The sequence below is a fragment of the Pseudomonas mandelii genome (assembly GCF_024138395.1).
Classification (GTDB): domain Bacteria; phylum Pseudomonadota; class Gammaproteobacteria; order Pseudomonadales; family Pseudomonadaceae; genus Aquipseudomonas; species Aquipseudomonas mandelii_E.
Genome location: NZ_JAMYDU010000017.1, coordinates 88478 through 108673 on the forward strand (window position 1 = coordinate 88478; position 20196 = coordinate 108673).

The 20196-nt window shown below is 59.6% G+C and carries 17 protein-coding genes; 12 read left to right on the forward strand and 5 right to left on the reverse strand.

From position 1 onward, the window contains the following. Positions 1 to 61 precede the first annotated feature (61 nt). From NHU87_RS21360 to rarD, 3 genes are all read left to right on the forward strand, one after another. Positions 62 to 1963, forward strand: coding sequence for a PhoX family protein (locus NHU87_RS21360; RefSeq protein ID WP_253552290.1), 1902 nt, complete (start codon positions 62 to 64; stop codon positions 1961 to 1963). A gap of 182 nt (positions 1964 to 2145) precedes the next feature. Then, complete coding sequence (locus NHU87_RS21365; protein WP_253552292.1) at positions 2146 to 3120, forward strand: serine/threonine protein kinase; 975 nt, start codon at positions 2146 to 2148, stop codon at positions 3118 to 3120. A gap of 162 nt (positions 3121 to 3282) precedes the next feature. Further along, on the forward strand, positions 3283 to 4170 hold the full coding sequence (gene rarD / locus NHU87_RS21370) for an EamA family transporter RarD (RefSeq protein ID WP_217857379.1): 888 nt from the start codon (positions 3283 to 3285) through the stop codon (positions 4168 to 4170). 215 nt (positions 4171 to 4385) lie between these two features. On the opposite strand, the gene NHU87_RS21375 is transcribed toward rarD, so the two are convergent. Both NHU87_RS21375 and NHU87_RS21380 read right to left on the reverse strand, forming a co-directional pair. After that, positions 4386 to 4904: a glycine cleavage system protein R gene (locus tag NHU87_RS21375; protein ID WP_253552293.1), complete on the reverse strand. Its 519-nt coding sequence runs from the start codon at positions 4902 to 4904 to the stop codon at positions 4386 to 4388. A 321-nt stretch (positions 4905 to 5225) separates the two neighbouring features. Further along, positions 5226 to 5492: a hypothetical protein gene (locus NHU87_RS21380; RefSeq protein WP_253552294.1), complete on the reverse strand. Its 267-nt coding sequence runs from the start codon at positions 5490 to 5492 to the stop codon at positions 5226 to 5228. Here NHU87_RS21380 and NHU87_RS21385 point away from each other — a divergent pair. Beyond that, the gene (locus tag NHU87_RS21385; protein WP_253552295.1) at positions 5475 to 7673 is read left to right on the forward strand and encodes a malate synthase G; all 2199 of its coding nucleotides are present in this window, start codon (positions 5475 to 5477) and stop codon (positions 7671 to 7673) included. The two genes, NHU87_RS21380 and NHU87_RS21385, sit on opposite strands and share 18 nt — an antisense overlap. 60 nt (positions 7674 to 7733) lie before the next feature. On the opposite strand, the gene NHU87_RS21390 is transcribed toward NHU87_RS21385, so the two are convergent. Both NHU87_RS21390 and NHU87_RS21395 read right to left on the reverse strand, forming a co-directional pair. Next, on the reverse strand, positions 7734 to 8177 hold the full coding sequence (locus NHU87_RS21390; protein ID WP_253552296.1) for a hypothetical protein: 444 nt from the start codon (positions 8175 to 8177) through the stop codon (positions 7734 to 7736). 118 nt (positions 8178 to 8295) lie between these two features. Further along, entirely contained in the window at positions 8296 to 8742 is a 447-nt protein-coding gene (locus NHU87_RS21395; protein ID WP_253552297.1) for a response regulator, read from the reverse strand. A gap of 266 nt (positions 8743 to 9008) precedes the next feature. Between NHU87_RS21395 and NHU87_RS21400 the strand changes: the two genes are divergently transcribed. The 8 genes from NHU87_RS21400 to NHU87_RS21435 all read left to right on the forward strand — a co-directional run bounded on the left by NHU87_RS21400 (position 9009) and on the right by NHU87_RS21435 (position 18447). Beyond that, positions 9009 to 10949 carry a putative nucleotidyltransferase substrate binding domain-containing protein gene (locus tag NHU87_RS21400; protein ID WP_253552298.1) on the forward strand — a complete coding sequence of 647 codons (1941 nt, stop codon included), beginning with the start codon at positions 9009 to 9011 and terminating at the stop codon, positions 10947 to 10949. Continuing rightward, on the forward strand, positions 10946 to 11653 hold the full coding sequence (locus NHU87_RS21405; RefSeq protein WP_253552299.1) for a 3'-5' exonuclease: 708 nt from the start codon (positions 10946 to 10948) through the stop codon (positions 11651 to 11653). Before NHU87_RS21400 ends, NHU87_RS21405 begins: the two co-directional genes overlap by 4 nt. A gap of 246 nt (positions 11654 to 11899) precedes the next feature. Then, positions 11900 to 12418, forward strand: a complete 519-nt coding sequence (locus NHU87_RS21410) for an RNA polymerase sigma factor (RefSeq protein WP_253552300.1) — start codon at positions 11900 to 11902, stop codon at positions 12416 to 12418. Continuing rightward, positions 12415 to 13389, forward strand: a complete 975-nt coding sequence (locus tag NHU87_RS21415; RefSeq protein WP_253552301.1) for a FecR domain-containing protein — start codon at positions 12415 to 12417, stop codon at positions 13387 to 13389. The genes NHU87_RS21410 and NHU87_RS21415 overlap by 4 nt, the downstream gene beginning before the upstream one ends. A 234-nt stretch (positions 13390 to 13623) precedes the next feature. Next, positions 13624 to 16053, forward strand: coding sequence for a TonB-dependent siderophore receptor (locus NHU87_RS21420; protein ID WP_253552302.1), 2430 nt, complete (start codon positions 13624 to 13626; stop codon positions 16051 to 16053). 72 nt (positions 16054 to 16125) lie between these two features. Then, entirely contained in the window at positions 16126 to 17256 is a 1131-nt protein-coding gene (locus NHU87_RS21425) for a PepSY-associated TM helix domain-containing protein (protein WP_253552303.1), read from the forward strand. Beyond that, positions 17253 to 17432: a hypothetical protein gene (locus NHU87_RS21430; protein ID WP_253552304.1), complete on the forward strand. Its 180-nt coding sequence runs from the start codon at positions 17253 to 17255 to the stop codon at positions 17430 to 17432. Before NHU87_RS21425 ends, NHU87_RS21430 begins: the two co-directional genes overlap by 4 nt. 385 nt (positions 17433 to 17817) lie before the next feature. Then, positions 17818 to 18447, forward strand: a complete 630-nt coding sequence (locus NHU87_RS21435) for a glutathione S-transferase (RefSeq protein WP_253552308.1) — start codon at positions 17818 to 17820, stop codon at positions 18445 to 18447. Between the two features lie 195 nt (positions 18448 to 18642). Here NHU87_RS21435 and creD read toward each other — a convergent pair whose 3' ends face one another. After that, complete coding sequence (gene creD, locus NHU87_RS21440; RefSeq protein WP_253552305.1) at positions 18643 to 20013, reverse strand: cell envelope integrity protein CreD; 1371 nt, start codon at positions 20011 to 20013, stop codon at positions 18643 to 18645. Between the last annotated feature and the right edge of the window lie 183 nt (positions 20014 to 20196).

The window sequence follows — 20196 nt, forward strand, 5'->3', positions numbered from 1 at the left end:
TGCAACATAACCTTCATCGACCACCATTAAGGTGACTGCAAAAACCCGCAGGGAGCCTGATGTGAGCCTATTAGAAGACAACCAACCCACCGACCTCGAAAAGATGGTCGGCCTCAGCCGTCGTGGCTTCATCAGCGCTGGCGCCCTCTGCGGTGCAGCGATGTTTCTCGGTGGCAACCTGCTGAGTCGCAGCGTGCTGGCCGCCAGCGTCAGCGCCGGCTCCAGCAAACTGTTGGGTTTCGACAGCATCGCCGCCGCCACGACCGACGCCATCACCCTGCCGCCGGGCTACAAATCCTCGGTGCTGATCAGCTGGGGCCAGCCATTGCAAAAGAATGGTCCGGCGTTCGACCCGAGCGGCAACGGCACGGCCCAGGCACAGGAAGTCCAGTTCGGCGACAACAACGACGGCATGAGCCTGTTCGAATTCCCCGGTGAAAAAGACCGGGCGCTGATGGCGATCAACAACGAATACACCAACTACCGCTACCTCTACCCCCACGGCGGCATGCCGCAATCGGCGGAAGACGTACGCAAGGCCCTGGCGTGCGAAGGCGTGTCGGTGATCGAGGTGCAGCGCAAGAATGGCCAGTGGCAATTCGTCCAGGGCTCGCGCTACAACCGCCGCATTCACGGTAACGCGCCGATCCGCCTGAGCGGTCCGGCGGCCGGTCACGAACTGATGAAAACCAGCGCCGACAAACACGGCAAGAAAGTCCTCGGTACCTTCCAGAACTGCGCCAACGGCAAAACGCCGTGGGGCACTTATCTGACCTGCGAAGAGAACTTCACCGACTGTTTCGGCAGCAGCAATGCCGAGCAGAAGTTCGACGCCGCGCAGAAACGCTACGGCGCCGTGGTAGCCAGCAAAGACATCAACTGGCATCAATACGACCCACGCTTCGACCTGGCGAAAAACCCCAACGAACTCAATCGTCATGGCTGGGTGGTGGAAATCGACCCGTTCGATCCGCAATCGACGCCGGTCAAACGCACCGCGCTGGGCCGCTTCAAACATGAAAACGCCGCCCTGGCCGAAACCAATGACGGTCGCGCCGTGGTGTACATGGGCGACGACGAACGTGGCGAGTTCATCTATAAATTCGTCAGCCGCGACAAGATCAACCACAGAAATCCCAAAGCCAACCGCGACCTGCTGGATCACGGCACCTTGTACGTCGCGCGTTTCGATGCAGGCGACGGCAACGCCGATCACCCGAAAGGCCTGGGCCAGTGGATCGAACTTACCCATGGCAAGAACGGCATCGACGCCAGCAGCGGCTTTGCCGATCAGGCCGAAGTGCTGATTCATGCACGCCTCGCCGCCAGCGTTGTGAACGCCACGCGCATGGACCGTCCGGAATGGATCGTCGTCAGCCCCAAGGATGGCCAGGTTTATTGCACCCTGACCAACAACGCCAAACGCGGCGAAGAAGGCCAACCGGTGGGTGGCCCGAACCCGCGCGAGAAAAACGTCTACGGGCAGATCCTGCGCTGGCGCACCGACCGCGACGATCACGGCTCGAAAAGCTTTGCCTGGGATCTGTTTGTCGTCGCTGGCAACCCGGGCGTCCACGCCGGTACGCCGAAGGGCGGTTCGTCGAACATCACCCCGCAGAACATGTTCAACAGCCCGGACGGCTTGGGCTTCGACAATGCCGGGCGCTTGTGGATTCTCACGGATGGCGATTCGAGCAACGCCGGCGACTTCGCGGGCATGGGCAATAACCAGATGCTCTGTGCCGACCCGGTGACTGGCGAGATACGCCGCTTCATGGTCGGCCCGGTGGGCTGCGAGGTGACGGGGATCAGCTTCTCGCCGGACCAGAAAACCTTGTTTGTCGGGATTCAGCATCCGGGGGAAAACGGTGGATCGACGTTCCCTGAGCACCTGCCCAGCGGCAAGCCGCGGTCTTCGGTGATGGCGATTTCCCGCGAGGATGGCGGGATCGTCGGCGCCTGACAGGGCCTCTTCGCGGGCAAGCCTCGCTCCTACAGGTTTAGCGTAATCCCTTGTAGGAGCGAGGCTTGCCCGCGAAGGCGTCATCCCAGACAACACTCATCTCAACCCCAACCACTAAAGAAGCCCCGTCTGCGCTACCATGTTTGGCCCGACGCGGCAGCCTGCCGCGCGCAGGAGTCAGCATGGCCCACCCGTTTGCAACGCTCACCCCAGATCTCGTGCTCGATGCCGTCGAAAGCATCGGCTTTCTCAGCGACGCCCGCATTCTGGCGCTCAACAGCTACGAGAACCGTGTCTATCAGGTCGGCATCGAAGACTCCGAGCCGCTGATCGCCAAGTTCTACCGCCCGCAGCGCTGGACCAACGAAGCGATTCTCGAAGAGCACCAATTCACCTTCGAACTCGCCGAGTGCGACGTGCCGGTGGTCGCGCCGATGATCCACAACGGTGCCAGCCTGCACGAACACAACGGTTTCCGCTTCACCCTGTTCCCCCGCCGTGGCGGCCGTGCGCCGGAACCGGGCAATCTCGATCAGCTGTATCGCCTGGGGCAACTGCTCGGTCGGCTGCACGCGGTCGGCGCGACAAAGCCTTTCGATCACCGTGAAGCACTGGGCGTGAAGAACTTCGGTCATGACTCGCTGACGACCCTGCTCGAAGGCAATTTCGTACCCAAAAGTTTGCTGCCGGCCTACGAGTCAGTTGCGCGCGACCTGCTCAAGCGCGTCGAAGAGGTCTACAAGGCCACGCCGCACCAGAACATCCGCATGCACGGCGATTGCCACCCCGGCAACATGATGTGCCGCGATGAGATGTTCCATATCGTCGACCTCGACGACTGCCGCATGGGCCCGGCGGTGCAGGATATCTGGATGATGTTGGCGGGTAATCGTCAGGAATGTCTGGGGCAGCTGTCGGAATTGATGGACGGCTACAACGAATTCCACGACTTCGACCCGCGGGAACTGGCGCTGATCGAACCGCTGCGCGCCTTGCGCCTGATGCACTACAGCGCCTGGCTCGCCCGTCGCTGGGACGACCCGGCCTTCCCTCGCAGCTTTCCGTGGTTCGGCACCGAGCGCTATTGGGGCGATCAGGTACTGGCGCTGCGCGAACAATTGGCGGCGCTCAATGAAGAACCACTAAAACTCTTCTAAACACACCAGACCCTGTAGGAGCGAGGCTTGCCCGCGAAGAACGATGACGCGGTTTGTCGGACGAACCGCATCATCGTTCTTCGCGGGCAAGCCTCGCTCCTACACAAAACATGACACATCTATACAATCCCCTCTTTGTTAGCTGCCTAAGCAAGGATTCTCATGCAAGCCGCCAACCCGCGTCGCGGGTACATCCTGGGCCTGAGTGCCTACATCATCTGGGGACTGTTCCCGCTCTACTTCAAAGCCATCGCCAACGTGCCCGCCGTAGAGATCATCATCCACCGAGTGCTATGGTCCGCACTGTTTGGTGCTTTGCTGCTGCTCGTCTGGAAGCATCCCGGTTGGTGGCGCGAACTGCGTGACAATCCGCGGCGGCTGGCAATCCTGGCCCTGAGCGGCACGTTGATCGCCGCCAACTGGCTGACTTACGTCTGGTCGGTGAACAATGGGCGCATGCTCGAAGCCAGCCTCGGTTATTACATCAACCCGCTGGTAAACGTGCTGTTGGGAATGCTGATCCTCGGCGAACGGCTGCGGCGCATGCAATGGCTGGCGGTTGGCCTGGCGGCGGTCGGTGTCGCGCAACAGGTGTGGCAAGTCGGCAGTCTGCCGTGGGTGTCGCTGGTGCTGGCATTGACCTTCGGTTTCTACGGACTGATCCGCAAGCAGGCACCGGTCAAGGCCCTACCGGGGCTGGTGGTGGAAACCTGGATGCTGGTGCCGATTGCCGTCGCCTGGTTGCTGTTCAATCCAACGGCGAGCAGCGCGCAAGCCGAATTCTGGACCACCTCCGAAGCCTGGTGGCTGGTAGCTGCAGGTCCGGTCACGCTGGTGCCGCTGGTGTGTTTCAACGCCGCCGCCCGGCATTTGCCCTACACCACCCTCGGATTTCTCCAGTACCTGGCGCCGACGCTGGTGTTGTTGCAAGCCGTGCTGCTGTTTGGCGAGCACTTGTCGTCCAGCACACTGGTGGCGTTCATCTTTATCTGGGCCGGTCTGGCGGTTTACAGCGTCGACGCGTGGATAAGTCTGCGTCGCCGCAGCTGATCAGAAAACGTACAAATCTCTACAGGCCACGTCTCCCGTGGCCTGCATCCATCCTTCCCAAGGTTATCCACAGTGTGATCCCCGGCGTTTGTGCGCAAGTCACTGAAACTGCTGGTTTTTTGATCAGATCCTGAAGAGCACCGGCCGACGTGGCCTGGCCAGGTGTCTCTACAGGTTATCCACAGGCAGGTGCACGTATAACTTGGATAACCTTTTCAGGGTTCGCTGCGCAGTACCAATTCGACCATGAGATCGTCCGCCAGGGTTTCCAGGCGCGATTGCAGCACCTCCAGCGACAATGTCAGCGGCACCGCAAGAATCGCCTCGGCATGGAACAGCGGCTCGCTGCTCATCGGCGCTGGTCGAACTTCGGTCACCAACTGCTCCAGATTCACGCCCTGCTCACTGAGCAGGCGCGTAATGTCTCGCACAATACCCGGACGATCATTGCCCACCAGCTCCATGGCAATCGGCTTCCAGGTGCAGGATTGTTCGATGCCGCTTTCGGCAATCAGCACGCGAATCCCCTGGGTCGACAATCCATGTAGGGCGTCTACCAATTCGTCGTAGGCCTCGGCTGGCACACCCACCCGAAGAATCCCGGCGAACTGTCCGGCCATGCGCGACATGCGGCTCTCCAGCCAGTTACCGCCGTGCTCGGCAATGCATTGGGCAATGCGCTCGACCTGCCCGGGCTTGTCTGGAGCGATAACGGTGAGTACGAGATGGTCCATGGCGCAGCCCTCTGGTCATGACTTTTGTTATAGAAAAACAAGTATAGGCAAGGGTTGATCTTGCGCTGAATCGGCTGATGTCTTCGCGGGCAAGCCTCGCTCCTACAGGTGGCGTGTACCGCGTTGGCATGAACGACGCGGACCTGTAGGAGCGAGGCTTGCCCGCGAATGGGGCTCCACCAACAATCCTGCCAAACCATAAATCGTGTACATGTTTTTATATTTAACTGGAACAATCCAACAGTTTTTTGAGAACATCCCGTTCCCCGCCATGACCGCAATGCGTCATAGGGTCGCAGAACGACGTAATTAGTCTAATTTTCACAACCGCAATTCATCATGTAGTATGCCGCAGCGCGCACTACATAACGCTGGATCGATGTCTGCCGCAGGTGCCGCCGCAACCCCTGAAAGCCCTGTCAGCAAGGCCGCAAAGCCGTTGATCGGATCGAACCCAGCCGCCAGCAATGGCATGTACTGGTAGAAGGGTTTGTGGTTTAAATGGCCAGAGGCTTCATTGTTAAATTGAAGAGCTGAAAAGCGAAATAGCTGAGCAGAGTGAGGCAAGCAATGACTGAACACGTTCAAGTCGGTGGCCTGCAGGTCGCCAAAGTCCTGTTCGACTTCGTGAACAACGAAGCCATTCCCGGTACCGGCCTCACCGCCGACACGTTCTGGGCCGGTGCCGACAAGGTCATCCATGACCTGGCGCCGAAGAACAAAGCCCTACTCGCCAAACGCGATGATTTCCAGGCACGTATCGATGCCTGGCACCAGGCTCGTGCAGGTGTTGCGCACGATGCGGTGGCCTACAAAGCCTTCCTGCAAGACATCGGTTATCTGCTGCCAGAAGCGGCCGATTTCCAGGCAACGACACAAAACGTCGATGACGAAATCGCCCGCATGGCCGGCCCACAACTGGTGGTGCCGGTGATGAACGCGCGCTTCGCGCTCAATGCCTCGAACGCCCGCTGGGGTTCGCTGTACGACGCGCTCTACGGCACCGATGCCATCAGCGAAGCGGACGGCGCGGAAAAAGGCAAAGGCTACAACAAGGTTCGCGGCGACAAGGTGATCGCCTTCGCCCGCGCCTTCCTTGACGAAGCGGCGCCACTGGCTGCCGGCTCCCACGTCGACTCCACCGGTTACAAGATCATTGACGGCAAACTGGTCGTCGCCCTCAAAGGCGGCAGCAACTCGGTTTTGAAGAGCTCTGGCCTGCGCAACGACGCTCAATTGATCGGTTTCCACGGTGATGCAGCGGCTCCGACCGCGGTCCTGCTGAAAAACAACGGCCTGCACTTCGAAATCCAGATCGACGCCAGCACCCCAGTCGGCCAGACCGACGCTGCCGGCGTCAAAGACATCCTGATGGAAGCCGCGTTGACCACCATCATGGACTGCGAAGACTCGGTCGCCGCGGTCGATGCCGATGACAAAGTGGTGATCTACCGCAACTGGCTCGGCTTGATGAAGGGCGATCTGTCGGAAGAAGTCGCCAAGGGCGGTCAGACCTTTACCCGCACCATGAACGCCGATCGCACCTACACCGCCCTCGATGGCAGCGAACTGAGCCTGCACGGTCGTTCGCTGCTGTTCGTGCGCAACGTCGGTCACCTGATGACCATCGATGCGATCCTCGATAAAGACGGCAACGAAGTCCCGGAAGGTATTCTTGACGGCTTGGTCACTTGCCTTGCGGCGATCCACAGCCTCAACGGCAATAGCTCGCGCAAAAACAGCCGCACCGGCTCGGTATACATCGTGAAGCCGAAGATGCACGGCCCGGAAGAAGCTGCGTTTACCAACGAGCTGTTCGGTCGTATCGAAGACGTCCTCGACTTGCCGCGCAACACCCTTAAAGTCGGGATCATGGACGAGGAACGCCGTACCACGGTCAACCTCAAGGCCTGCATCAAGGCCGCAGCCGAGCGCGTGGTGTTCATCAACACTGGGTTCCTCGACCGTACCGGCGACGAAATCCATACCTCCATGGAAGCCGGCCCGATGGTGCGCAAGGCGGACATGAAGGCTGAAAAATGGATCAGCGCCTACGAGAACTGGAACGTCGACATCGGCCTGAGCACCGGCCTGCAAGGTCGCGCCCAGATCGGTAAAGGCATGTGGGCCATGCCGGACCTGATGGCAGCTATGCTCGAACAGAAAATCGCTCACCCGATGGCCGGCGCCAATACCGCCTGGGTTCCATCGCCGACTGCCGCCGCGTTGCACGCGTTGCACTATCACAAGGTCGACGTGTTCGCCCGTCAGGCCGAACTGGCCAAACGTGCTCCCGCTTCCGTGGACGATATCCTGACCATCCCGTTGGCCGTTAATCCAGACTGGACCGCGGAGCAGATCAGGAACGAACTGGACAACAACGCCCAGGGCATTCTCGGTTACGTGGTGCGCTGGATCGACCAGGGTGTGGGCTGCTCGAAAGTGCCAGACATCAATGACGTCGGCCTGATGGAAGACCGTGCGACGCTGCGTATTTCCAGCCAGCACATCGCCAACTGGCTGCGCCACGGCATCGTCACTGAAGACCAGGTGATGGAAAGTCTAAAGCGCATGGCGCCGGTGGTTGATCGTCAGAACGCTAACGACCCGCTGTACCGTCCGCTGGCACCGAACTTCGACAGCAATATCGCCTTCCAGGCGGCGGTCGAACTGGTGATTGAAGGGACCAAGCAGCCGAATGGTTACACCGAGCCGGTGTTGCACCGTCGGCGTCGGGAGTTCAAGGCCAAGAATGGGCTTTTTGAGTAAACGCTGAAACGAAGAAAGCCCTGGTCGTGAGATCAGGGCTTTTGCGTACAAGGTGGAAACTCAATTGAAAATAAAAGTAGCAATGCCGGTACCGTTAATCGTGACTTCGATTCCTTCCGTCTCGAACCTTACATTTAAGAATGTAAGTTTATGGGTGTAAGTATCCGGAGCGCCAGCGTGTTCGGACTGGATAATAATCTGTCCGGACAGAGGCCTTATAAAGTAAACACCATCCTCATCTCTATAGTCGATGTTATGTGGAGCCCCCGGAAGATCGAGAATATAGGGGTCATCCTGTGGGAACAGTGTTCTCCCATACTGAGTTATCAAAGATCCAGCATCGGTATACATCGAACAATGTCTTAAGCTCGCTGAAACGTTATTAGACGCAAAAAAACGTGCCTGCTGATCCCTTAGAAATAGAATATGAGCGACTCCGCTATCTGTTAGATCAGTGGTTTTTAGCTGCACTTTTTTATCGGCACCGTGTTCTTTAGTGGTCATGATGACACTCCTGTGTGGGTATATGAGTCACTGGGAACGCCCTGAACTCTCCACACCACTACATCTTTATCAGAACTCAGAAGCTACTGTCAGAATTGACAGTCCTGACAAACGGCACCTACTGCGCCATCCCCAGCTCATGCTTGACCAACTCAAGCAGTTTGCCGCTATCGATGGGCTTGAGCAGAAAGTCCACTACGTGCAAATGCATGGCGGCAATCGCATCCTTCACATCAGCGTCACCGGAGACAATGATGATCGGCAACGCCGCACGCGCCGATTCCCGCACCTGACGAATCAGTTCCAGGCCATCGACGTGCCCCATCCGCAGGTCGGTAATCACAAGGCCAATCGATGGTTTATCTTCCAGCATCTTGAGTGCAGTTTCGCCACTGGCTGCCGTCATGCAGTGAATGCCGTCCAGTCCCAGAATTTCCGACAGCAATTCCCTGGAGTCCTTATCGTCATCGACGATCAGCACCCGCTGCGGCGGCAAGTCTGGTTCCAACATGACGGCACTGAGCGCTTCGCGCTCGGCATCACTCAAAATATCGTGGTCGGACATGGCTTTCTCAACGTTTTTCGATTCGATCCCTGACACAGTGGTCAGACATCGATCAGCAGAGCTTCAATGTGCACTTCGTCGGAAATTTTTCCAATAGACAATGTAGGAGGTTTTTCCTGCAATTGTGTCAGACCTTTCCCATATTCCGGCCGCTGCACTGCCTACCTAGACTTACGTCCAATGGGCACCCCGCCCGCAGGGGTCGACCATGCCTGTAACGATCTGACACAACGATCCGACACAACAATCAGAAAAAGACTGCGGTAATGGTTATGAGTAAAGCGGACGCCTTCACCCAGGCAGGGAAAACCGCGGTGTTGCAGAACATTCAGGGCACTTTGCAATTCCTCCAGCGCTTCCCGCCGTTCAATCAGATGGAAAACACCCACCTGGCCTATCTGGTCGAGCAATGTCAGCTGCGTTTTTATGCCCCCGGCGAGAGCATCATCAAACCTGCCGATGGCCCGGTTGAGCATTTCTACATTGTCAAACAGGGCCGGGTCGTGGGCGAACGTCCGCACACAGCCAAGGGCGGGACCGAAACCACCTTCGAAATCACCACCGGCGAATGTTTCCCGCTCGCCGCGCTGCTGGGTGAACGGGCGACTCGCACCGAACATCTGGCGGCCGAAGATACCTTTTGCCTACAGCTGAATAAGCTGGCGTTCATCAAACTATTCGCACTTTCCAGCCCGTTTCGCGACTTTGCCCTACGCGGTGTCAGCAGTTTGCTGGATCAGGTCAACCAGCAAGTCCAGCAAAAAGCCGTGGAAACCCTCGGCACCCAGTATTCGCTCAATACTCGGCTGGGCGAATTGGCCATGCGTCACCCGGTGACCTGCAGCCCGATCACCCCTCTGCGTGAAGCCGTAACGCTGATGCACGATCAGCAAGTCGGCAGCATTGTGGTGGTCGATGAGCAAAAGGCGCCGCTGGGCATTTTCACCCTGCGCGACTTGCGACATGTGGTGGCCAACGGCACCAGCGACTTCAATGAAGCCATCGAAGGGCACATGACCCGGGCACCGTTTTACCTGACGCCCGATCACAGCGCCTTCGACGCCGCGATCGCCATGACCGAGCGCCACATCGCCCACGTCTGCCTGGTCAAGGATCAGCGTCTGTGCGGCGTGGTCTCGGAGCGTGACCTGTTTTCCCTGCAACGGGTCGATCTGGTGCATCTGGCGCGGACTATTCGCAGTGCCCAGAAGCTGGAAAACCTGGTGGCGATGCGCGGCGAAATCGGCCAATTGGTGGAGCGGATGCTGGCCCACGGCGCGTCCTCGACCCAGATCACCCACATCATCACCCTGCTTAACGACCACACCGTGTGCCGGGTGATCGAACTGGTGCTCGCCGAGAAAGGTGACCCCGGCTTGCCGTTCAGTTGGCTGTGTTTCGGCAGCGAAGGCCGCCGCGAGCAGACGCTGCACACCGATCAGGACAACGGCATTCTGTTCGAAGCCCGCGACGCGGCCCACGCCGCCGAAGTCCGCGGCAAGTTGCTGCCCATCGCCCAGCAGATCAATCAGAGCCTGGCGCTGTGCGGCTTCACCCTGTGCAAGGGCAACATCATGGCCGGCAATCCCGAGCTGTGTTTGTCCCGGGCCGAATGGGCACGACGCTTTGCGGCGTTTATCCGCGAGGCGACACCGGAAAACCTGCTGGGCTCGAGCATCTATTTCGACCTGCGCGTGGTCTGGGGCGACGAGCGAGGCTGCGAGCAGCTGCGCCAGGGCATCCTCGATCAGGTCGGCGACAACCGCTTGTTCCAGCGGATGATGGCCGAAAACGCCCTGCGCAACCGTCCGCCCGTAGGCCGTTTCCGCGAGTTCGTGCTGGCTCGCAAGAATGGCGAGAAAGCCACCCTTGACCTGAAACTCCAGGGCTTGACCCCTTTCGTCGATGGCGCTCGAGTACTGGCCCTGGCCCACGGCATCGACACCAACAATACCCTGGAGCGCTTTCGCCAATTGGTGGCCAAAGAGGTCATTGAACGGCTGGACGGCGCGGCGTACGAAGAGGCCTATCACTTCATTCAGCAAACCCGCATGCAGCAACATCAGCTACAGACTCGCGAGAACTTGCCCTACTCCAACCGCGTCGATCCCGACAGCCTCAATCATCTGGACCGACGCATCCTGCGTGAATCCCTGCGCCAGGCCCAACGCCTGCAAAGCAGCCTGACCCTGCGGTATCAGTTATGAGCCTGTTTTCATGGCTGCGCCCAGTCAGCCTCATTTTGCCCGACGAACTGCAACAACGTCTGGAGCGCTTGCCCGCCGTGGCCGAGCTGGGCGATTGCAGCCTGCGCCAGCAACGCTGGGTGGTACTCGACCTGGAAACCACCGGGCTGAACCTGAACAAGGATCGGCTGTTGTCCATCGGCGCGGTGGTGATCGAGGACGGGGCGATCGATTTCAGTCAGCAATTCGAGCGCACGCTGCAATGCAGCGAACTCAAACTCGGCCCCAGCGTGTTGATTCATGGTCTGGGCCCGAGCGCCATTGCCGCCGGCAGCGACCCCGCGCAGGCCTTGCTCGAATTCATGGAGTTCGTCGGCGACAGTCCGGTGTTGGCCTTTCATGCGCCGTTCGATCAGCACATGTTGGGGCGCGCGCTGAAAGAGCATCTGGGCTACAAGTTGCAGCATCCATTTCTGGACGTGGCAGACATCGCGCCGCTGCTGTGCCCGCAGGCGCATTTTCGCGAGGCCGGGCTGGACGAGTGGATCGACTGGTTCAAGCTGGAAGTCTTCGAGCGGCATAACGCCAGTGCCGATGCCTTGGCGACGGCAGAGCTGATGTTGATTTTGTTCAGCCGGGCGCGACAGCAGCAGATTCATAGCCCGTTGAATCTGCAACAGCGGTTGAGTCAGTGGAAGCGACGGCGGCAAGCGCCTTCGTTCTAGATCCGCGGTGCCTGTGCCGACCCCTTCGCGGGCAAGCCTCGCTCCCACAGGTTTTGTGTCGTACACCAATTTCGTGAACGACACAAAACCTGTGGGAGCGAGGCTTGCCCGCGAAGAACGATGACACGGTCAAACTGAATACACCCGCCAAAACCACCCGACCAGCGCCAATTGCTTACCTCTCCCGCCTCTGCCACAATCGCGAACAATTCTCGTTACTTAACACTTCCCATTCGGTGATGTTGCGTGTCGTCAGTCCAAAGCCCCCAAAGTGAGCTCGTTGGTGCGTTGTATCGCGACCATCGCGGTTGGCTATTGGCCTGGCTGCGGCGCAACGTGGCCTGCCCGCAACGGGCCGAAGACCTGAGCCAGGACACCTTCGTGCGCTTGCTGGGCCGTGACGAACTGAAGGCGCCTCGCGAACCCCGGGCGTTTCTGGTGGCGATCGCCAAGGGTCTGCTGTTCGACTATTTCCGTCGCGCCGCACTGGAACAGGCCTACCTCACCGAGTTGATGCTGATCCCCGAAGGCGAACAACCGTCGGTGGAAGAACAGCAACTGATCCTCGAAGACCTCAAAGCCATCGACCACCTGCTGGGCAAGCTCTCGAGCAAGGCCCGGGCGGCGTTTCTCTATAACCGTCTCGATGGTCTCGGTCACGCCGAAATCGCCGAGCGTCTGGGCGTGTCAGTGCCGCGGGTTCGTCAGTACCTGGCCCAAGGCATTCGTCAGTGCTACATCGCCTTGTACGGTGAGCCGGTATGAGCCCGGTCAACTCCAAACCCGTGTCGGCGCAGGTGCTGGATGCCGCGATTGCCTGGCAACTGTCGCTGGATTCCGGCAACGCGGTCGAGCGCGAAGAGTTCGCCAAATGGCACGCAGCACACGAAGAACATGCTCGGGCCTGGCGTCAGTTGGGCATGCTCGACCAACGTTTCAGCGTTGCCAACGGCCCGGCCCGCACAGCCTTGCTGCAATCGCGCGAAAGCATCCGGCGTCGGGTGCGCAAGCTTGGCAGCGGCCTGGCCAGCGTCGTGGCGGTGATCGGCCTGGCGCTGTTCGCCGGTGATCGTTATCTGCCCATCGACTATTGGCTGGCCGATCAGCGCACCGCTACCGGCGAGCAGCGCACCCTGCGCCTGACCGACGGCACGCTGATCAACCTCAACACCCACAGCGCGGTGGATGTGCGCTTCGATGAGAACCAGCGGCTGATCGTCCTTCAGGAAGGGGAAATTCTTGTCGAAACAGGCCATGGCGATGCCCGGCCATTTATCGTCGAAACTCGCGAAGGCAGCATGCGCGCACTCGGGACGCGGTTCCTGGTCAAGCGTGAAGACGAAGGCACGCGCCTGAGCGTATTGAAGTCAGCGGTCGCCGCCCATCCCGAATCGAGCCCCGAGGAACAGATCCTGCGCGAAGGCCAGCAAGTGCTGATGCGCAGCAATGGCCTGGGCCCGATCATCGCCCTCAACCTCGGCGCCGATGCCTGGACTCGCGGCATGCTGGTGGTGGACAACGCGCGACTGGAGGATCTGGTTCAGGAGCTCGGCCGCTATCGTCGCGGGCATCTTGGCGTGACGCCAGAGGTCGCCGACCTGCGCATCACCGGCAGCTTCCCGCTGAACGATACCGACAAGGCGTTGAACGCGCTTTTACCGACCCTGCCGGTGCAGATCGAACAGCACACGCCATGGTGGGTAACAGTGGCGGCGAAGACTGAGGCCAAGCCCTAAAAGGTGCTGCGCCTGATCCGCCGCCTTCGCGGGCAAGCCCGCTCCCACAGGTTTTGTGTCGTTCACCGGATTCCCGCTCGGCACAAAACCTGTGGGAGCGTGGCTTGCCCGCGAAGAGGCCAGCAGCCACACCGCACATCACGAATCGAAATTATTTTCATCTCGCCCTATCACTTTTGAATTCTCGTCCGGCACCTAGGCAATTGAGAAATATTTCCATTCAGGAGCCGCTGTATGTCCCGTTCGCTAGACACCGTGTTGCGCCCCCGTTTGCTGGCGGTCGCCATTGCCCTTTGCGCCCCTTTGGCCAGCAGCCCACTGATTGCCGCCGAACAGGCCTCCAGCGTTCGCGCCTACAACCTGCCGGCTGCGCCATTGGCCAGCACCCTGAATCAGATTGCCAGCCAAGCCGGTTTGGCGCTGTCGTTGAATCCGTCGCTGGCAGCGGGCAAGACATCGGCCCCGGTGAAGGGCCAGTTCGATGCCACCGGCGCCCTGCGTGAAGCCTTGCGCGGCACCGGTCTGCAACTGGAACAGAGCAGCGCCGGCACCTACAGCCTGGTGGCCGTGCCCGAGGGCGTGATGGCGTTGCCGGAAACCGCCGTCATTGGCCTGGAAAATGCGGAAACTGCCTGGAGCCCAGTCGAAGGTTACGTTGCCACGCGCACCGCCGCTGGGACCAAAACCGACACCGCACTGGTCGAAGCGCCGCGTTCGATTTCCGTCGCCACCCGCCAGCAAATGGAAGATCGCGGTGTGCAAAACCTCGATGATGCCGTGCGCTACATGCCCGGCATTACTGCCAGCAGCTACGGCAGCGACACCCGCGCCGACTGGCTGCTTGTGCGCGGTTTCGAACCGACCCAGTTCCTCGACGGCCTGCCACTGCCAAAAGGTGTGTACGCCAACCCGAAACAGGAAACCTGGAACCTTGATCGCCTGGCCCTGCTGCGCGGTCCGGCCTCATCGGTTTACGGCCAGACCCCGCCAGGCGGCTTGCTGGACATGGTCAGCCGCCGCCCCAGCGCCGAGTCGAGCAACGAAATCCAGGTGCAATATGGCAGCGACAATCATCGCCAGATTAACTTCGCCAGCACCGGCAAGATCGACGACGAAGGCCAGTTCCTCTACAGTTTGAGCGGTGTGGTACGCGACAGCGGCACGCAGATCGACCACGTCGACAACAAGCGCTACAACATCGCGCCGAGCCTGACCTGGAACATCGACGAAGACACCAAATTCACCCTGCTGACGCAATTTACCCGCGACGATACCGGCATCACCAGCCAGTTCCTGCCTGTGCAAGGCACCAAGATCCATTCGCCACTCGGCAAGATTTCCCATCACAAGAACCTCGGCGACCCGGACTGGGAATTCTACGACCGCACCTACTACGCGCTGGGCTACGCCTTTGAACATCGCTTGAACGATGTCTGGCAGTTCAAGCAGAACCTGCGGTACACCAAATCGGACCTGTCCTTCCAGGCTCTTACCCCCGGCGCCTACCCGTTCACCCAGGTCGATGCCGAGGGCAACGTTGGCCGCTCGAGCACCAGTGTCGACGAGGACATCAGCCAGTTCGCCGTGGACAACAACTTTCAGGGCGACTTCGCGACCGGCGACATCCGTCACACCCTGTTGATCGGCCTCGATCACCAGCGTACCAATACCAACTACACCTCGATCTTCGGCGACGGTCTGACCACCAACGTCAACAACCCGATCTATGGCCAGCCAATCGTTCGCCCGCCACGCTCGACGGCCTTCTATGACTATGACCAGAAGACCTACCAGACCGGTTTGTATATCCAGGACCAAATGGCCCTCGACCAATGGCGTCTGACCCTCGGTGGTCGTGAGGACTGGATCCACACGGGCACCAAATTCTTCAACAAGGGTGATGCCACCAACACCGAACGGGACAAGAAATTCAGCGGCAACGCAGCGATCAGCTATGTGTTCGACTCGGGCTTCGTGCCCTACCTGTCCTACGCCGAGTCGTTCCAGCCGACCAGCAAAGCCACGGCATCGCCGACCGAGTCGTTCAAGCCGACTGAAGGCAAGCAGTGGGAGCTGGGCATCAAGTACCAACCGCCGGGCAGCAACACCCTGCTGACGGCTGCGGTCTATGACCTGACCCAGAAAAACGTCTCCGTCACCACGACCAACTCGGACAACGTCTCGATTACCAGCCAGAGCGGCGAAGTGAAGGTCAAAGGCCTGGAGCTGGAAGCCGTTTCCGACGTCACCGACAACCTGAAAGTCATCGCCGCCTACACCCTGGCCAAGTCCGAAGTGCAAAAGGGCGACTTCAAGGGCAATCGCCTGCAATTGATGCCTAACCAGCAAGCGTCTCTGTGGGCCGATTACACCTGGCACAACGGTGTGCTGGATGGTTTCGGCATCGGTGCCGGCGCACGCTACACCGGCAATACTTATGGCGACCAGGGCAACACCTGGCTGGGCAAGGCGGATGCCTACACGGTGTTTGACGCGGCGGTCCATTACGACTTGGGCCGTCTGGATAACAGTCTGAAAGGTGCGTCACTGGCGCTGAATGCCACCAACCTGTTCGACAAGGACTACATCTCCACGTGCGACAGCTTCTACTGCTACTACGGCGACCAACGCAGCGTCGTCGCCAGTGCTACGTACAAGTGGTAATCGCCTGAACTGACACGCGCCACGACCAGGCCGTCCTTCAAGGACGGCTTTGGTCTTTCTGAAGGCCATGAAATGAAAAGCAAAACCATCCGCCGCTGGTCATTCGTTCACACCTGGACCAGCCTGATCTGCACGGTATTCCTGCTGATGCTGGCCCTCACCGGCCTGCCGTTGATCTTCCACCACGAGATTGATCATCTGCTGGGCGATGCCGCCGAGTTGAAATCGATGCCGGCCGATACCCCGCAACTGAATTTGCAGCAGCTGGTGCAAGCGGCTGAAAAGCATCGTCCCGGCGAGGTCATGCAGTATTTCGGCTACGACGAAGAAGACCCCAACGGCGTGATCACCATCATGGCGCCCACCGCCGGCACCGAGCCGAACTCGTCCCACACCTTCATGCTCGATGCTCGCACCGGCGAAGCATTGGAAATGCCATCGGCCAATGGCGGGCTGATGATGGTCATGCTGCGCCTGCACGTGGACATGTTCGCTGGCCTGCCGGGCAAGTTACTGCTGGCGTTCATGGGGATTCTGTTTGTGCTGGCGATTGTTTCCGGAACGGTGCTGTACCTGCCGTTCATGCGGCGCTTGAAGTTCGCCACCGTGCGCCACGACAAATCCACCCGCCTGCGCTGGCTCGACCTGCATAACCTGATCGGCGTGGTCACGCTGACCTGGGCGCTGGTGGTCGGCGTGACCGGGGTGATCAGTGCCTGCGCCGACTTGCTGATCGCCGCGTGGCGCAACGACAGCTTGAATGTGATGATCGCGCCTTACCGCGATGCGCCGCCGCTGACTCAATTGGCGCCCGCGACCCGTTTGCTCGACATCGCCAAAGAAGTCGCGCCGGGCATGCAGCCCGACTTCATCGCCTTCCCCGGCACGCGGTTTTCCAGCGAACACCATTACGCGGTGTTCATGAAAGGCAGCACCCACCTGACTTCGCACTTGCTGACGCCGGTGTTGATCGATGCCAGCACTCTGCACGTCACGGCGGTGGCCGAGCGGCCGTGGTATATGGACGCCATGGGCATGTCGCAGCCGCTGCACTTCGGTGATTACGGCGGCATGCCGATGAAAATCCTCTGGGCGACCCTCGATGTGCTGACCATCATCGTGCTCGGCAGTGGGGTTTATCTGTGGGTGGTGCGGCGCAAGGTCGCGAAACCTGTGCTCGAAAATGCGGAGTGCCCGACATGAGGCCGAGACAGTCGAGTTTCTGGAAGGTCTTCGCTACGCCAATCGTCATTGCCCTGCTCAGCGCCGCGGGGCTGTTTGCCGCGTTGTTGGGCGATGGCGTGTGGGATGCATTGAGCTGGCTCGGGCTGGGCATCCCCGCCCTCCTCGCCTTGCGCGGATTTCTGCAACACCGCTAAAACTGTAGGAGCGAGGCTTGCCCGCGAAAGCGGAGTGTCATTCAACACTGATGCCGACTGACACTCCCCTTTCGCGGGCAAGCCTTAATGCCAATCAGTTAAGTAATTTCAGCCGCGACGCACTCTTTGTAGCAGCTGGCGAAGCCTGCGTTCGGCTGCGAAGCAGTCGTAAAATCAGAGATCGCGGTGTGTCAGGCAGACCGCATTAGCCGGATTCACGACTGCTACGCAGCCGAACGCAGGCTTCGCCAGCTGCTACAGATCGCATTCCCGCTTAACTGACTGGCATTGGGGCAAGCCTCGCTCCTACAAGGGTTAAAGCCATCTTGAGCTATCGACGCAACGCGCTATGCTGCCGACACTGCCCATGACCGAGATCGTTGCCATGTCCGCTCCCAGCATGACCTTGTTCCACAACCCCGCATCGCCCTTCGTTCGCAAAGTCATGGTACTGCTGCACGAAACCGGTCAAATGAACCGCGTGGCGCTGCAAGCCAGTCAGCTCACGCCGGTCAGCCCGGATCAGGCCCTCAACAAAGACAACCCGCTGGGCAAAATTCCAGCCCTGCGCCTGGCCGATGGCAATGTGTTGTACGACAGCCGAGTGATCCTCGACTATCTCGATTACCAGCACGTCGGCAATCCGCTGATTCCTCGCGACGGTTCGGCGCGCTGGCGGCGTCTGACCCTGGCCTCCCTGGCCGACGGGATCATGGATGCCGCGGTGATGATTCGTTATGAAGTGGCCCTGCGCGTCCCGGAAAAGCATTGGGACGAGTGGCTCGACGGTCAGCGCGACAAGATTCGTCGTGCTCTGGCACTGCTGGAAGCCGACGCGATTGCCGAGCTGACCAGCCATTTCGATGTGGCGGCAATCAGTGTGGCCTGTGCCTTGGGTTACCTGGATCTGCGCCATCCGGATCTGGAATGGCGCAAGGCGAACCCGAAGCTGGCGGACTGGTATTTCGAGGTGAGTCAGCGGCCTTCGATGATTGCGACGATGCCGAAGGTCTGAAACTCGCGGTGACTGGTCTGCCGTCTTCGCGGGCAAGCCTCGCTCCTACAGGTCCAAGTGATCCGTAGGAGCGAGCGGTGCGGCGATCCGACTTGCCCGCGAAGGAACCACCGCAATCCAACGGAAACAACCCGGCAATCCGCGTCGCCAACACCTCGCCCAACCGCTGATCCTCGCGCAACCCCAACGACCGGCTCATTCCACGGCTCCAATATCAAAGGCCAGCGGCTTCACAGTTTTCTGCCCGATCCCGTACCAGTCCAGCTTGCGGGTCAGCACCATGAACACGCCCAGCAGACCGAACAACAGCAGCGAGCCCATCAACAGCGCGTAATCCTCGGCACTCAGCAAGCCGTAGAGCAAACCGTACAACGCCGCCAATCCCGCCGAAAAACTCAAACCGTGATGCACGCTGCGCAGCACATGACAGACATAGAAACCGATCAACAACACACAGCCACTCGCCGACAGTAGATACGCCAGGGCAAAGCCGATGTGCTCGGACAGCGACAACAGCAACAGGTAGAAGAACGCCAGCGCCACGCCCACCAGCGCATATTGCACCGGGTGTACCGCCAGGCTTTTCAGCACTTCGAAAAGGAAAAAACCGGCGAAGGTCAGGACGATGAACAGCAACGCGTATTTGATTGCCCGGTCGCTTTTCAGGTACTGGTCCACCGGGTCGATGAAACTCACGCCGAAGCTGCGACCGCTGAACGCCTCGCACTGGCCGCCAGACACGCAACTGTTCAACGCCTCTTGCAGGTTGGTGGAGAAAAACGAGGTCTGCCAATTGGCGGTGAAACCCTGATCGGTGATTTCACGCTGGGCCGGCAGGTAGTTACCGATAAAGCTGGGGTGAGGCCAGTTGGCGGTCAGTGAAACCTTGCTGGTCTTGCCCACCGGGAGAATCTGCAACTGGCCAGTGCCTTGCAGGCGCAAGTCGAAAGCGAAGGCCAGTTCCGTGGCCTGTTGAGTGTCCAGCGCTGGCAGCGTCACGTGCACACCTTCGCCCAACCAGCGCACTTGGCTACCCGGTACAAAGTCCAGGCTCTGGCCATTGAGTTCGAGTTTCAGCGCATTCTCGATGCCGCGAATGTCGCTGATGCCGACGGCCAGGAAGGGTTGATCGAAGCGGTAATCGGCGAAGTCCTCTTTGATGCCCAGTTGTGCCGGGACCGAGAAATGTCCGCTGATGTGGTTATCGGCATGAAAAAGCCGCGCCTCGTAGATACCCCGAGCGCGCAGTTCGGTCTGGACTTGGCCGTCCAGTTCGAAGCGCTCCGGCAGGAAATACAAACGCCCACGCTCCTCGCCGACATCCTGGTAACGCTGGTTGGTTTTTTCGTTGGTTTTCCAGGTACGCACCGTTTTGCGATAGGGCACCACCATCAGCGGGCCGCTCAGTTGCTGGCTGTAGCTGGAACTGCGGGCGATGTCTTCGAGCACACCGTCGCGCAGTTGTTGCCGATCCTGAATCACACCGTTGATCATCAGCAGCGGGATCAGCAGCAACAGAATCAAAAGGGCAATCGCCCCGAGTTTTAGGGTCAGGCTACGGTTCATGGGACTCTCCCTGTTTGGATGGGGAAAGTCTGGGATGGGTGTGTGGGGATTTTATGGAGGGAATATGGAGAGTGTGTGGAGACTGGGTCGGCCCCATCGCGAGCAAGCTCGCTTGTATGTTTAGACTTGAAGGGGTGGGCGTGACTAAAGGCTCGATTCCGACTCTCGCCAGTACGGACCGTG

Coding starts and splice junctions, on each gene's coding strand:
- NHU87_RS21365 (WP_253552292.1), top strand. CDS start 2,146: ATGGCCCACCCGTTTGCAACGCTCACCCCAGATCTCGTGCTCGATGCC.
- rarD (WP_217857379.1), top strand. CDS start 3,283: ATGCAAGCCGCCAACCCGCGTCGCGGGTACATCCTGGGCCTGAGTGCC.
- NHU87_RS21375 (WP_253552293.1), bottom strand. CDS start 4,904: ATGGACCATCTCGTACTCACCGTTATCGCTCCAGACAAGCCCGGGCAG.
- NHU87_RS21385 (WP_253552295.1), top strand. CDS start 5,475: ATGACTGAACACGTTCAAGTCGGTGGCCTGCAGGTCGCCAAAGTCCTG.
- NHU87_RS21390 (WP_253552296.1), bottom strand. CDS start 8,177: ATGACCACTAAAGAACACGGTGCCGATAAAAAAGTGCAGCTAAAAACC.
- NHU87_RS21395 (WP_253552297.1), bottom strand. CDS start 8,742: ATGTCCGACCACGATATTTTGAGTGATGCCGAGCGCGAAGCGCTCAGT.
- NHU87_RS21400 (WP_253552298.1), top strand. CDS start 9,009: ATGGTTATGAGTAAAGCGGACGCCTTCACCCAGGCAGGGAAAACCGCG.
- NHU87_RS21405 (WP_253552299.1), top strand. CDS start 10,946: ATGAGCCTGTTTTCATGGCTGCGCCCAGTCAGCCTCATTTTGCCCGAC.
- NHU87_RS21415 (WP_253552301.1), top strand. CDS start 12,415: ATGAGCCCGGTCAACTCCAAACCCGTGTCGGCGCAGGTGCTGGATGCC.
- NHU87_RS21420 (WP_253552302.1), top strand. CDS start 13,624: ATGTCCCGTTCGCTAGACACCGTGTTGCGCCCCCGTTTGCTGGCGGTC.
- NHU87_RS21425 (WP_253552303.1), top strand. CDS start 16,126: ATGAAAAGCAAAACCATCCGCCGCTGGTCATTCGTTCACACCTGGACC.
- NHU87_RS21430 (WP_253552304.1), top strand. CDS start 17,253: ATGAGGCCGAGACAGTCGAGTTTCTGGAAGGTCTTCGCTACGCCAATC.
- NHU87_RS21435 (WP_253552308.1), top strand. CDS start 17,818: ATGTCCGCTCCCAGCATGACCTTGTTCCACAACCCCGCATCGCCCTTC.
- creD (WP_253552305.1), bottom strand. CDS start 20,013: ATGAACCGTAGCCTGACCCTAAAACTCGGGGCGATTGCCCTTTTGATT.